The following is a 14,190-nucleotide window of genomic DNA, read 5'->3' as shown; positions in this document are numbered from 1 at the left end:
TTTTGATAATTATCTATAATAAGAATAGCCAAAATGATATAACATAGAAATATCAGATTCTAATAATTGACCATTGGATGTAAATACTATCGGAATAATGTCATATAGATGTTGGTGTGACCCTGTAAAGAAACTATATTTACCTACTGCAGGCGATAGTTTTGAAACTTGAATCGAGTAATTTCCATTACTATCCGTTGTTACAGAATTACTATATTGTTTTTCGTTTAAAACAACTTGAATCAAAGTTTCAACAGGATGATTCGGAACACCTATCCCATCAACATCGAGTAATTGTCCGTGAATAGTGATATTCGACTTAACTCTCCACATTTTCCCATACCCATAATCAATAAAGCCTTCGACACCACCATCTGACTCAATATGGCTTATGGTTGTCCTTACAGGATTTTTGGTTGGTGCAACTTCTTCCATGGTAAGAGTGTAAAATGAAGTATCATCAAAAGCAGTTGTTATAGGCAATACTCTTATATAGTATTGACCACTATTAAGATTAATAGTATGGGATTCATTTTCATTCAAACTAGTAATAAAATTTAGATTGTTGTCAAAGATGTCAAGTCTATATGGTGCTTTAGATGGATTATCTAAATACGTATTTATCACTTTGTCTTCATCTAAAAGCAAAGTCATCCAGTCAATATCGAAAGAGTTATCTATGATTCCTGAATGGTCAATTGAGTTTTGATAAACATTAGCTCGAAGAATATTATCGTTAGGCTCGTTTGAATCATAAGTTGTTGAATGTTTAACAGTAAAAGCAAAAGGAGTATCGGTGTCAAAGCCAACTAATGACTGTATGGCAATAAAATAAATGCCTTTATCACCAATTTTAGCGAGTTGTTCATCTATTGTAGGACCGTAACTTGAAAACACGTGTTCTTCCAATGTTTGTGTTTCCTCATTTAGTTTGTCCTTGTTCAGTAATATAGTCTGTATATACTTGTTCTAGTTCAATTAGAAAAGCATTGTTAGGATCATCATTTATTGAGGATGTTTGCAGAAGATTAGATTTAGAAAGAGTTTCTTGATGTGAAAAGTTATTCCTATCAAAAGAAAATTCATTAAATTCACTACGATGCTTAATTATTTCTTCATATCTAACAGTTTGTTCATGAGCATTTCGTAATAATTCCTCATCGAATTCTACTCCATTTAGATCAAGTTCATAAGCAAAGACACCAGTTGGAACGAAAAAAAACAGAAACAAAAGACATCCAATAACTTTTTTCATTTAATTAACCTCCATAGTTTAAATTATCTTCCTTTTCTTTATCGGATGTTTTTTTTGAATTATAAGATAATTATTACATTTTTTTCTTAATCTCTTTTTAACATCAGCATTTTCTGGAATTAATACTTTCAGTAAAAAAACAAAAACATGGCATAGAAAACACTATGGAAGTGTTCTTGCCATGGCAATTGTCAAAATCATGATCAGATAACTTTCTTTTTAGATGTTATCAGTTCTTTTGTTATGATATGTTTACTGTAATTGTTCTAAGACTTTTTCTGGGATTTCGTCAGTTGTGACTTCTTCATAGGAGGTAACAACTTTATCATCTTTTACAAACACTTGTAAAAATGCTCCTTGACGAAGTTGTTTAGTTGCCTTGAAGTCTAATGTGATCTCATTACCATCTGTATTATATCCTGATAAGCTGTATTGATAATCTGTATATATTTCACCACTGCTTGTTTGACTCTCGATTGGTTCACCATCTCCTATAACTTGCGTATAATATGAATCTGTTCCTAATCGATTAATATTCACGTTTTGTAAAAATAATAAACCACCTAGTAATAGAACAACAATAATTCCTATAGTAATAACTGTCTTTTTCATATTTGTTCACCTCATTGTATTATTTCGTTACAATCTTGTAGTAATTTCGTACAGTCATAAAGTAATAAATAACATAAATCAATATATAAATAGTCATCGAAATGAATGCAGGTATCCATATATTTAATTGTAGGATGTTATTGATCGCCATTAATGCTACGACACTATGGGCTACACCAGCTACTAATGGCAACGCAAAAATAAAGAATATTTGCTTACGGATGGATTTCTTTATGTCTTTTTTATCTACACCCATTTTTTGCAATATTGTGTAACGTCCTCTATCAGCTGTTGCCTCTGTCAGTTGTTTAAAGTAAATAATACTACCTGTTGCGCTAAGGAATACTAATCCTAAGAAACATCCGATAAAGATAAGTAAACCGTTTGATTCCATCCCTAGTGTGTATACTTGATAAAAGCTGGTAAAATCTGCTTCTTCAGGCATACTTGATCGGATAGATTCATCTAATGTTTTTGCCTTTGATTCACCTGTTATTTCGTATGCCTCCATTGTAACAACATCTGTATCTTCTGCTACTTTATCAAACATTTCATCACTAACTACAATCGTTATATTAGACGTTCCTGCGTTCAATACATTTGATTCTTTCATATCCGTAAAGCTTATTTCATTTCCATTTACATCAAGAGTAGATCCCACATATTCCGGTGATAACCCTTCAAAATAACTAATATCTAACGCTACTGCTTGCTCATCTGATAAAGCAATCGTATCTGTATCTCCTTGTAATTCTGATAAGCGATTATACGTTTTGTTCGAAATAACCGTATAGATTGCTTCCACTGGCCCCATTCGACTATTCAAAGCTGTAGTATCTACTCTCGCTGGTATCGTTGGTATTGATTCATGATAGACTACATCATGATCTGGATCCTGCTCAATTAGTGAATCAACTTGACTCGTTAATTCTCCATCTTGATCAACAAACATCATACTATTTGGGTTTGTTAATTCTGCGTTAATCTTGTTGTTGTAATAAAAGCCATACGATGTTCCAACCGCTGTTAGTGTTGTTGCACTTAGCACAGCTATAATCGTTAACGTAAAAGCATTTCCTTTCATCCGATAAAGTAGTTGAGAAATACTAATGATATTAATACCATTCCAAAACCTTTTCTTGTTTTTACGCGCTCTTTTTAAGAAGAAAATGGTTAACGTACTAAACAATAAGTAGGTTCCCAAAATAACAGCGATTATAATCAACAGTGGCGCAACTAAAATTCCAATCATTTGCCAGACTTTTGAATATAAAATATCTTGTAGTGCTAACCAGTAACCAAAACCTAGAAGTAACACAGATAATAGAGCTGTTATGATAGATGTTTTTGGTTCACCTTCACTCTCCTGATCAGCCTGGAATAACTCGATTAATTTAAAACGATAAATGAGTCGATAACCATGAAAGGATGTCACAGCAATAATCAATAGAAACACTATCACTGTATTAATGATCGCATCTGTAGAAATGGAGAACTGAACAAGCACTTCATATCCCATTAATTTCATTAAAATAGCAACAAATAGCTTGGAAACGACAGACCCTAACAGAATTCCAATTACAAGTGCAATAATACCCATTAGAAAGTTTTCATAAAATAGCATTCGCCCTATTTGTTTCTTTCGTACACCTAAAAGAGAATAGAGTGCGACTTCTTTCTTCCGTTTCCTTGTAAAGAAGGAGTTAGAGTACCAAATAAAAATAGCAACAAAAATAATTAACACAATCGACGCAGCGTTAAAAGCAGAGCTAATCTTCGTCGATGTCTCTGACGCAGCATCTATCGTTTGGTCATACTTCAATGAAACAAATGTAAAATAAATAACGATACTAAAGATCATCGATGAAAAATATAAAAAATAATTAGTGAAATTTTTTCGAATGTTCTTTCTTGCAATTGTAAATAGTGTCATTTATTGATCGCCTCCAAAGGAAGCAAGGACATCTAATATTTTTTGATAAAATTCCTTCCGTGATTGATTCATTTTCGTAATTTCCGCATCAATGCCACCATCATTAATGAACAAAATTTGTTTACAGAAACTAGCTGCATAAGCATCGTGCGTTACCATCATAATAGTAGACCCCTTCTCTTCATTTAACTTTGATAAGCTCTCTAAAAGGCTTGTTGCTGATTTTGAATCTAATGCCCCAGTCGGTTCATCTGCTAAAATCAAACTTGGATTGGTCACAATCGCTCTTGATGCTGCCGTTCGCTGTTTCTGTCCACCAGAAATATGATATGGGTAACTATCAAGAATTGCGCGAATACCGAATGTATCTGCAATGCTTTCTACCCGCTCTTCAATTTCTTTTGATGGAAGCTTAGCTAATGCTAATGGAAGTAAAATATTTTCTTTAACAGTCAAAGTATCTAGTAAGTTATAATCCTGAAAGATAAATCCTAATTTATCACGACGAAAAGTAGATAATTGCGCTTCATTCATACTGACAATATCTTGACCATCCACGATTATCTCACCTGAAGTTAGTGTATCAATTGTCGCTAAAATATTTAATAAGGTTGATTTACCTGCACCAGACGGACCCATGATACCGATAAATTCTCCCTCTTTTATCTCTAAATTAACTTCTTCTAACGCTGTATGTTCATTCCCCTTACTACCATAGATTTTCTGTACATTTTTCGCATGTAGTATTGTTTTCATTGTAGATTTCCCTCCCGTTTGTCTTTCTGTTATTGATTATACAGAGCCAACCTTACAGCATATTTAGTTCAACCTTACATGAACCTTAAATAATTTTGTAAGCTCTCCTTAATATTCCCGTAACATAATAAAAAGAAACAAGGTTTAACCTCGTTTCTTCAATCCTTATCCTATCCATTTTTCGAATAGATATTGCCAGCCTAATGGAAGTATAAATACAAAAGAGCCCGCGATCAAAAACGTCAATAAAGCATAACCCCCACCTTTTAAACGAGAAACCTCCCTTCGTTTATACGCAATCCATATAGCTCTCCCTATAAATAGAACAGTCCCAAGTACAAGCAATGCTGAAAATATACTCATAAGCAAAACTTCCACCACGTTCATCCTTCCACTATTTCTAGTTTTGTATATTAATTAGACAGTATCCATTCAGCAGCTTCATTAATATCTTCTGCTACAAAATCAGGCTCTACTTCCGCCCATCGTTCAAAAAATTGGTTGTTTGTGTATTTCGTATATGTTTCTTTTCCACTACCCGTTTTCACTAATATTTTTTTACAGCCAACTTCATCTGCCGCGATTATGTCAGTCCACCTATCACCAACTACAACACAATTTGTTAAGTTTAAATTATTTTCTTTAGCAGCCTGTTCTAGCATTCCTGTTGCAGGTTTTCTACATGAGCAACCTTCGTGATGTTGATGTGGACATAGATAAATTTTGTCAAATCCAAAGCCTAATAGTTCTTCGTGAAAAAGGTCGATTGTAGACTCCCCTAAAGATATACCTGGCTGATTAGTAAAAGAACAGATTAATAGATTAGACTTTTTTAATTGATGGATTAAGTTAGATACGTTGGGAAACAATTCGAATTCACCTGGATACTCTACTTTATCACTTCCGCCAATGGTCCCATCTCTATCAAGGAAAACAGCTTCAAAGCCCATATTTCACACCTCCATAAATGTAATTTTTTACTTATAAAGATTATTTTACTACTTATTTATTTGTGAAACAATTGTTTGGTTGTATCGAGTAATTATTGTTACAATTACACTAAATATGCTTCAGAGAGAAAGGAATGAGCGGATGTCAATAGAACCTGTACCCATCCTATCGAAGAAAATCTTAGTTAAAGCTTCAAAGTCAGCTAGATGAATTTTGTCTAATGTTTTCTCTGGTACTATAGTGAAATTCCATGTACACGTTAGTGTTTCTCTCAGAGCGACTGTTACAACTTCTGTTGAGCCATCCCCTTCCCATTTATTCCAACCGAACATATTTGTAAAAACACTTGCGCCTAACACTTCAAAACCATTAGCTAACAATAGCAAGACTTTTTTCATGTTATATCTCCTCCTCACATAAAAAAAAGCATAAAACCATTTTCTTTTGAAAATTGAAACCTTTCCATCATGCTAACCGTATACAAACTAGAGAGGAGTGTTCCAAGTTAATGAAAAAATTATTTTGGATAATGATCATTGCTTTAGGTGTTTTTATACTACCTACTCACGTTTTAGCCGTGGACTTTTCCATTACAAACACAGAAATTAACGCATATCTACAAGAAAACGGTGAGATAGATGTAACGGAAGAACATACCTATCAATTCGATGGTGATTTCAACGGGATCTCACGAACTTTGATTCAAAAAGAACATACGGAAATAACAGATTTTCAAGCATTCGAAAATGACAGCCCATTAGAGGTTGAGCAAGATGGCGATCTTTATAAAATTTATCGAAGTGGTGAGGATCAAACCTTACAAATCGAGCTCCACTATACGATTAAAGATGGTATAGAAGTTTATTCAGATTTAGGACAATTTTATTGGTCATTCTTTGATGACAGTAACGAATCCACTTATGAAAACATGGATATTTTCATTCATCCACCTCAAAATACAGAGGGTGTTATCGCACTAGGCTATGATACAGCCTACAAAACAGAGGATATCAACTCAAGTGGTGTTGTACATTTTGCATTAGGTGAAGTAGATGACGGGACCAATGGTGATATTAGAGTAGGCTATGATGCTTCCCTTTTTCCAACTGCAACCCTTATGGAAAACAAAACAATTCGTGAAGATATAGTGGCGGAGCAAGCAGAGTTAGCAGAAAAAGCTGCTGCATATGAAGCTAGAACGAATCGATTAAATCAGCTTTCCCCATTTGTAATTGCAGGGTTATCAATATTTTTCATCATACTCATAGTTAGAGCTAGAATCGAAAAGAAACAAAGATTACACGAAGTAGAACGTCGCCTATCATCTTTACACTATGTGCCAAAGCAAATAATGAGCTTGCCAGCTACAATCCTCTTTAGCAAACAAATGCTACCAAGTAATGAGATGATATCAGCAGCATTGTTAGATTTAGTAAGAAAAGGCTACGTCAAGCGTGAGGATAACGATAATTTCAAACTAGTTAATTCTAACACGGAGTTCGAACATGAAAGCATTTTAATTAATTGGTTATTCCATCATATTGGGAATAATGGGGAATTTTCAACGAAGGCACTAGAAGAATATGTTGAAGACAAAAACAATCATTCCGATTATCATAGTGATTATGCTGAATGGACCCAAGCTGTTAAAAAAGAAATAAAACAACATCATTTATATGAAAGGAAAGCTAGACTTCGTTGGTTCACAGCAATTATCAGTGTACTAACCATCCCATTCACCATTCTATTAGCAACTCATTCATTGTTCATGTGGATGTTCTTCTCCATCGTGCTAGGTATTGGCTTATTACTATTTACCATCATTTATCATCCGCAAACTATTCAAGGATTACAAATTCACCAAGAATGGAAAAAACTGAGCGATAATTATCACAATATCAGCGAAGAAGAGTGGAATGCTTGGATGACTGATGAGCAAATGAAAGCATTCATTTTTGCTGTTGGGACAGGTAATAAAGAGATGACAAAAAGGGCTGAAATACTAAGCAAAAACTTCTCATCCACTGATAGCAGTATGAGTGCAACAGATATTGCAATGATAATGATCATTGCTACCAGTCTAACTTATCAATTTGACAGCGCTGATACAACCGTTTCTGCTTCAACTAGTACAAGTAATACTAGTTCAGGAAGTGGAGTTGGTGGAGGCGGCGGAGGTTCTGGTGCTTTCTAATCATTATCGATGAGTGACCGAATTTCTTCTTTTTCATAATTTAGGTTACTCATTCGTCTTATGAATGACCTAATTTTTTCGTTTTCATAATTTAGAGCTCTCATTCGTCTTATGAGTGACCCTATTTCTTCTTTTTCTTAATTTAAGTCACTCATTCGCTTCATGAGTGACCTAATTTTTTCGTTTTCATAATTTAGGGCTTTCATTCGCCTTATGAGTGACCAAATTTCTCGGATTTCATTATTAGAGTAATCGCACTTTTCACTTTGCTAAAAAACATGTATTTATTGTGCTTTCTTTTCCTCCCAAAGACGAATCCGTTCTTCATGACTTACATCGCGGTGTACTTGATGGAGCATCCATACATAGCCATACGGATCCAAGAACATAGCATTTGTTACTCCATAGTCAGGCAGGTCAGTAACAGGCTGAATTTCTGTACACCCAGCCTCGATTGCTTTCTTAAACGTTTCTTTAATATCTGGTACCGTAATATTAAACCAAATTGTTTTCGGATCATCGGCGGTTGGTGCTATTAGTTGGAACTCGGGATTTTCATCCAACATATGAAAATGTACATTGTAAAGGCTGAAAATAACTTCATTCTCTCCTTTAGGCAGATTAGATACCTCTACTCGCTCTAGCTCAAATATCTTTTCATATAATGTCAAAGCTTGCAAACTATCTGTCACGACTAAATCGATCTCTATCCCAACTCGCATAAACACACTCCTTTTTTCTTTAGTATATCAAACGTCCTTATGTGTACAAGTAATTGCTATCTTTATTTTCGCAAAATTTTCTCCATTGCTTTTCCTTTTGCTAATTCATCGACCAACTTGTCTAAATAACGAATCTCTCGCATTGTCGGTTCTTCAATCTCCTCTATCCGCACACCACAGATCACACCTTTTACTAAAGACCGTGAAGGATTTAATTTAGGTGCTTTTTCAAAAAATGTTTCAAAGTCTGTTTCTTGTTCTAATTGCTTTTCTAATTCTTCTTGGCTATAGCCAGTTAACCAACGAATAATTTCGTCTACTTCAGCTTTTGTTCGTCCTTTTCTCTCTGCTTTTGTAATGTAATGTGGATAAACCTTTGCGACACTCATTGTATATATTTTGTGCTTACTCATGAAATACTCCTTTGATAGTTTTATTTAATCATTAAAAAACGAACTGCACTAATAGCATGTAAAAAATCGTTCCGCCTGCAATCGATAAGAGCATACTTTTCTTCCAAACGTGAAGCAATACGACGACTATTACTCCCGCTAATTCAGGTATTCCATGATTTCCAGCTAGTATGTTTACATCTTTCAAACAGTATACAACTAGTAGGCCAATTACAGCCGCTGGTAATACTTTCCCTAGATATTGCACATATTTCGGTGTCGGCTTGTTTGATGGAAATACGATAAATGGCAAAAACCTTGTTATCATCGTACCTAACACGACCATTGCAATCGTAATAATTTGTTGTGTTAATGTCATGGTCATGTATGAGCCACCTCCGATTTTTCTACTGTTTTTCTTAGTAAAGTAAGTACACCAAGTATCGCAATCATTGCTGGAATAATGAAGTTAGATCCACCAAAAATGAGTAAACATAAAACAGATAGGCCGAGGCCTACAATTGCACTATGATGCCTTGTCTCTTTCATCCATTGATCAACAAAAATAACGACAAAAAGAGCTGTCATCACAAATTCCAAACCTTCTGTATTAAAGGTAATATACGATCCGAAGATGCCACCAATCGCAGCACCCGCAACCCAATACACTTGATTTAATATGGTGACAAACACCATAAACCAACCTTTGTCAACATTCTCTGGTGCTTTCGTCGTACTATTAATGGCAAACGTTTCATCACACATACCAAAAATCAAGTAAAATTTCTTCTTCCCAACGCCTCTAAATTTGTCTAACATAGAAATTCCGTAAAATAAATGTCGTGCATTTACCATTAATGTAAGTAGTAGTGCATTAATAGGATGGAAAGCTACAAGTAAAAGGTTAGCTGCCACAAATTCCATGGAACCTGCAAATATTAACAAGCTCATTAAAATTGGATATATTGCATGAAATCCGAGCGAATTCATAAAAATCCCATAAGCAATTCCTAAGAAAAGGAATCCGGTCATAATTGGAATGGTATAGGGAAATGCTGCACGAAAAGCTGCCAAAATTTGACTTTTCCGATTCATTTGGTCATAATGTATATCTAATGTTTCCTCGCTTCTATTCAACTATGATACCTCCTATAATTCTTCTATTGGAAGATTAACTGTTCTTTTCTCTGTATTCATCACAATGCTTGTGTCAATACCACTACTGCAGGATTTTGCATCAGTAAATCAATAATAAAATTCCGGTAACTTTCCATATCTTTCGTTACAATTTTCAGCATAAAATCATGATTACCTGTATGTGTAAAGCATACTTGAACTTGTGGATACTTATTTATGTCTTCTTAAAATGAATGAGTAGTATCCCGATTTAAAGGTAATAAATTGATTAGTACGATAGCGGTTAATTCAAGTCCTAATTTTTTCTTTTTTTATAATTCCTTTTTCAGCCAAGTTTTTCGTTCTTGAAAGACAGGCTGAGGTGGAAAGTCCTATTTTTTTAATAAATTCAAATTTGATATGGACGCATCTTCCTGTAATTCTTGTAAAATTGCCTTATCGTGTTCATCTATATTAATCATGATAATCAACTCTCTCCAAAAGATTATTATTTCGTATGAATTATATATTAACGAATTTCATATCGTTTTTAAACTTATAAACGATATGGAATTCTTTTTTTATTAGGCATCCATACTATTATTAATAAGACAAATAACACAGCATTTAGGTACCAATATACTGTTTAGAAAATTACTAGAATACTATCTCATAGTATACTATCGTTATTAAAAAAGATCATGATAAAATCTAATCCTTCTCCTCGAAAAATTCCTTAAATTTTTTTAAAGGTGTAGATACAAATTTATCTTTTCTACAAATGAAAACAGTCTTCACCTTGCCATCAAAATTAGGAATTGGATGTTGTTTAAGTGTTCCTTCTTTTATATACTTTCCAACAACACTTTTTGGAAGCATACTAACACCTAACCCACCAATTACACATCCGATTATTGCATCAAATGTGCCAAATTCCATGATCTTTTTTGGCTTAACACATTCTTGTTGTAACCATTGTTCTAGCTTTTCTCGATACGAACATCCCGTACGAAATACAAGAAAAGTTTTTGTCTGAATATCCCTTATCGAAGTTATAGGTGGATGCACTGTATCTGTTATGAGTACTAATTCTTCTTCAAATACTTCCTTCTGAATCAGTTCAGGACGATCCATTGACTCAGCAACAAATGCTCCATCAAGTTCATACTGAAGAACACCTTGCATATTTTTTTCTGTAGATCCTGTTTTTAAAGTTAAGTCAACATTAGGATATGCTTTAAGGTAATTGGATAATAGAACCGGTAAACGGACTGCCGCAGTTGTTTCCATTGAACCAATGATTAAAGGACCTTTTGGCGTTTGTTCATCAGTCATTATATTTTTGGTTTCTTCTATAAGCTCAAATATTTTTTCCGTATATATTAGCAACATATTACCTTTTGGGGTTAACGAAGTCCCTCTATTATGCCGGTAAAAAAGAATTGTCTGGAGGTCAGCTTCCAACTGTTTTATTTTGATTGTGATATTCGACTGTGCATACTGAAGTTCTCTTGCAGCTTCTGAAATACTTCCTAGCTTCGCAACCCTCTGGAAAATTTTTAAGGTATGTAAATCCATAGAAGCTTCCTCCTTCTTGCTATCAACTGTGAATATAGCAAATATCATTATTATATATTATTCAATATATCAAAAAAGAGCTATACTTGAAATATCCTAATATTAGAAAAAAAGATTAATAGAAACAGCTCTTGCTGATGGCTTGTATTCATTATTTATAATGTTAATCTAGTACGTTAAAAACAAAATCTTATACAAAAGTTGAGGGATGATTATGTTGAATAACGAGATAACAGAAAGATTTAAAATAAAACACCCCATTATACAAGCTCCCATGGCAGGTGGAGTAACAACCTCCGAGTTAGTAGCCGAGGTTTCTAATAATGGCGGTCTAGGAATGATTGGAGCAGGTTATATGACTCCTATTCAAATTAGAAAGCAAATAAGGGAGCTAAAAAACCTAATATCAAATCCTTTCGGCATAAACTTATTTGTTCCAAAAGAAATTGATGTTACACTGGATAACATTAAGGTGGCTAATCAGTTATTAGACCGTATTCGTGAAAAGGTCCATTTACCCCAAAAGGATAACAACATTGAAATTCCTGCATTTAATAATATGTATGAAACATTCATGGAACAAATAAAAGTTGTAATAGAAGAAAATGTTCCAATCTGTTCTTTTACTTTTGGCATTCCACCTGAAAAAGTAATTTCTGAACTAAAAAAATCTGATATTATTCTTATGGGAACAGCAACAACCGTTAGAGAAGCAGTTGAAAATGAAAAAGCAGGAATGGATATTGTTATTGTTCAAGGCAGTGAAGCTGGTGGACATCGTGGGAGTTTTAGCAATACTAATAATGAGGGTTTAGTTGGTTCAATATCTTTAATTCCGCAAGTCGTCGATAATATAAGTATTCCTGTGGTAGCTGCTGGAGGTATTATGGATGGAAGAGGGTTAATGGCAGCTATCTGCTTAGGGGCAAAAGGTGTACAAATGGGAACAGCTTTCTTGACTTGTATGGAAAGCGGCGCACATAAAGTACATAAAGATGCTGTTATAAATGCTACAGAGGAAGATACTGTATTAACTCGTTCATTTTCAGGCAAATTGGCAAGAGCAATTACCAATAATTTCATTATGAGCATTGAGAACAACGAACAGCTTTTACCCGACTTCCCTGTTCAAAATAAATTAACCCAAGATATTAGAAAAGCAGCCGCCACAAATAGTGACAAAGAGTTTATGTCACTATGGTCTGGTCAAAGTCCAAGATTAGCTAAACAACAAACTGTAAAAATGTTAATCAACAATATAATGTCACAAGCAGAAACAATCAAAACAAATATGTAAGGAAAAACAACTAACTATAAAATATTAGGAGATTTTACTTTGTTCAACATCCTAGCGGAAATTTTCACCAGAACCATTTATAAAAGTAAAGGTTAATACACATTTGTATTTTGTATAATGTGTATTAACCTTTTGATTTTTTCAGCAACATGACATCTTTATTTGATGGACACACTCATAGTTCTTGTCCTGTTTTCAAACCCCAGACTTTCATATAGTTTAATTGCTTGATTTCCTTCAAAAACACTTAATCGTACTTCCGAATATCCTTCTTGTTTAAGTTGTTCAATTGCTGTTTTCATCAATTGTTTGGAAATACCTTTGCTTCTATATTCATCTAGTACAAATAATTCATAAATAAATCCAATTGCCTTGTTCGAAAACTGGTCTTTACTTCCTCCTATAAGAATCCAACCCATTAATTCATTATTTTTTGTTGATATTAAATAGTAACCATCCTTCTTTAAAAGAGGTTCTACCAATTGTTTGGCTTTTTCAATTGTTAGTTTTTCTTTACCTAACGTACCCTCAAATATCGCTTGGGGAGAAAGTGACAATATCTTTTCCATTTCTAACTTATTTGGTTTTCTTATATCCATTAATTCAACTCAATCCTTCCCATTACTTTTAGATCTTATTATCTATACACCTACTATGGAATTCCTTCTTCCACTCTACTACTCAAAGCTACAGTGGTGACTTCCCTAAAATTTAACTCTTGCTAACTGTTACTTGAATAAAAAATGTGCATTCCTTTTAAAAGAACCCTGTGAATAAATAAAATTATTTCTTAATCATTGTTATAAATTCAGTCGACTTATTTATAAATTCAATAGAATTAACAAAACCAAAGTTCTCGTACAAGCGAATAGCTCTATGATTAGATTTAGCAACTGTTAAACATAAAGGAGTTTGAGCATTTGCATCCATTTGGCTGAGAATAAATGAAAAAAAGAGTGACCCATTACCTTTACCTGTCAATTCAGGTTTTATTACTCTCCAATTCACTCAATATTTTTGCACTTTAATTATTCATTCTTTTAAATTCAATAAGGAACAATATCATTTAGTTTTATTTATTCAATCTCTAATTAATTTAACTAACTAAACAAAAATAAATATCGTCAATGCAATAAGAGCGCCTAATATCACAACTACATAAATAAATGTAAGTGTTGTTACATTTTTTCTTGTCGCTTTAGAGTAATCCGCATCGCTCTTTCCACCTAATAAGATAGTGGAAACTAGCGCTATAATTCCTATTATAATGATTAACGTTATATATAACTTCATTAATTATCACCTACTTCTTTCCTTTTATTAGATAGACCAAAATGTACTTGTTTTAAAGACGTTGATACCATCCATCCTCAATAAAAAACTA

15 protein-coding genes and 2 pseudogenes are annotated in these 14,190 nt (G+C 33.6%); 2 read left to right on the top strand and 15 right to left on the bottom strand.

Annotated features, from left to right (window positions below):
- Positions 1–9 precede the first annotated feature (9 nt).
- From SH601_RS03195 to SH601_RS03165, 7 genes and pseudogenes are all read right to left on the bottom strand, one after another.
- On the bottom strand, positions 10–909 hold the full coding sequence (locus SH601_RS03195; RefSeq protein ID WP_319956780.1) for a carboxypeptidase-like regulatory domain-containing protein: 900 nt from the start codon (positions 907–909) through the stop codon (positions 10–12).
- 13 nt (positions 910–922) lie between these two features.
- The gene (locus tag SH601_RS03190) at positions 923–1,255 is read right to left on the bottom strand and encodes a hypothetical protein (protein ID WP_319956779.1); all 333 of its coding nucleotides are present in this window, start codon (positions 1,253–1,255) and stop codon (positions 923–925) included.
- Between the two features lie 252 nt (positions 1,256–1,507).
- Positions 1,508–1,867 carry a YxeA family protein gene (locus tag SH601_RS03185; protein ID WP_319956778.1) on the bottom strand — a complete coding sequence of 120 codons (360 nt, stop codon included), beginning with the start codon at positions 1,865–1,867 and terminating at the stop codon, positions 1,508–1,510.
- A gap of 19 nt (positions 1,868–1,886) precedes the next feature.
- Positions 1,887–3,800: an FtsX-like permease family protein gene (locus SH601_RS03180; protein WP_319956777.1), complete on the bottom strand. Its 1,914-nt coding sequence runs from the start codon at positions 3,798–3,800 to the stop codon at positions 1,887–1,889.
- Positions 3,801–4,556 (bottom strand): ABC transporter ATP-binding protein, encoded by a 756-nt coding sequence (locus tag SH601_RS03175; RefSeq protein ID WP_319956776.1) that lies wholly within the window; start codon positions 4,554–4,556, stop codon positions 3,801–3,803.
- 413 nt (positions 4,557–4,969) lie between these two features.
- Positions 4,970–5,506: an HAD-IIIA family hydrolase gene (locus SH601_RS03170; RefSeq protein WP_319956775.1), complete on the bottom strand. Its 537-nt coding sequence runs from the start codon at positions 5,504–5,506 to the stop codon at positions 4,970–4,972.
- 186 nt (positions 5,507–5,692) lie between these two features.
- Positions 5,693–5,905: pseudogene (locus SH601_RS03165) on the bottom strand (DJ-1/PfpI family protein); the annotation flags it as partial.
- Positions 5,906–6,015: 110 nt separating this feature from the next.
- On the opposite strand from SH601_RS03165, the gene SH601_RS03160 reads away from it, so the two are divergent.
- Positions 6,016–7,701: a DUF2207 domain-containing protein gene (locus SH601_RS03160; RefSeq protein ID WP_319956774.1), complete on the top strand. Its 1,686-nt coding sequence runs from the start codon at positions 6,016–6,018 to the stop codon at positions 7,699–7,701.
- 284 nt (positions 7,702–7,985) lie between these two features.
- On the opposite strand, the gene SH601_RS03155 is transcribed toward SH601_RS03160, so the two are convergent.
- The 6 genes and pseudogenes from SH601_RS03155 to SH601_RS03130 all read right to left on the bottom strand — a co-directional run bounded on the left by SH601_RS03155 (position 7,986) and on the right by SH601_RS03130 (position 11,509).
- A complete protein-coding gene (locus SH601_RS03155) occupies positions 7,986–8,423 on the bottom strand; it encodes a VOC family protein (RefSeq protein WP_319956773.1) in 438 nt (145 codons plus the stop codon).
- Between the two features lie 62 nt (positions 8,424–8,485).
- Entirely contained in the window at positions 8,486–8,836 is a 351-nt protein-coding gene (locus tag SH601_RS03150) for a DUF2200 domain-containing protein (RefSeq protein ID WP_319956772.1), read from the bottom strand.
- 31 nt (positions 8,837–8,867) lie between these two features.
- Complete coding sequence (locus tag SH601_RS03145) at positions 8,868–9,200, bottom strand: branched-chain amino acid transporter permease (RefSeq protein WP_319956771.1); 333 nt, start codon at positions 9,198–9,200, stop codon at positions 8,868–8,870.
- A complete protein-coding gene (azlC, locus tag SH601_RS03140) occupies positions 9,197–9,910 on the bottom strand; it encodes an azaleucine resistance protein AzlC (protein WP_319956846.1) in 714 nt (237 codons plus the stop codon). The genes SH601_RS03145 and azlC overlap by 4 nt, the downstream gene beginning before the upstream one ends.
- A gap of 54 nt (positions 9,911–9,964) precedes the next feature.
- A pseudogene (locus tag SH601_RS03135) lies at positions 9,965–10,416 on the bottom strand (Lrp/AsnC family transcriptional regulator).
- Between the two features lie 226 nt (positions 10,417–10,642).
- Entirely contained in the window at positions 10,643–11,509 is an 867-nt protein-coding gene (locus tag SH601_RS03130) for a LysR family transcriptional regulator (RefSeq protein WP_319956770.1), read from the bottom strand.
- A gap of 214 nt (positions 11,510–11,723) precedes the next feature.
- Here SH601_RS03130 and SH601_RS03125 point away from each other — a divergent pair, with 214 nt between their 5' ends.
- Positions 11,724–12,806: an NAD(P)H-dependent flavin oxidoreductase gene (locus SH601_RS03125; RefSeq protein WP_319956769.1), complete on the top strand. Its 1,083-nt coding sequence runs from the start codon at positions 11,724–11,726 to the stop codon at positions 12,804–12,806.
- 158 nt (positions 12,807–12,964) lie between these two features.
- On the opposite strand, the gene SH601_RS03120 is transcribed toward SH601_RS03125, so the two are convergent.
- Positions 12,965–13,405, bottom strand: a complete 441-nt coding sequence (locus SH601_RS03120; protein WP_319956768.1) for a GNAT family N-acetyltransferase — start codon at positions 13,403–13,405, stop codon at positions 12,965–12,967.
- Positions 13,406–13,910: 505 nt separating this feature from the next.
- Positions 13,911–14,099 carry a hypothetical protein gene (locus SH601_RS03115; protein ID WP_319956767.1) on the bottom strand — a complete coding sequence of 63 codons (189 nt, stop codon included), beginning with the start codon at positions 14,097–14,099 and terminating at the stop codon, positions 13,911–13,913.
- Between the last annotated feature and the right edge of the window lie 91 nt (positions 14,100–14,190).

It is taken from the genome of Gracilibacillus pellucidus, assembly GCF_033949965.1.
Taxonomy (GTDB): domain Bacteria; phylum Bacillota; class Bacilli; order Bacillales; family Amphibacillaceae; genus Gracilibacillus; species Gracilibacillus pellucidus.
This window is presented reverse-complemented; position numbering and strand designations above follow the sequence as displayed.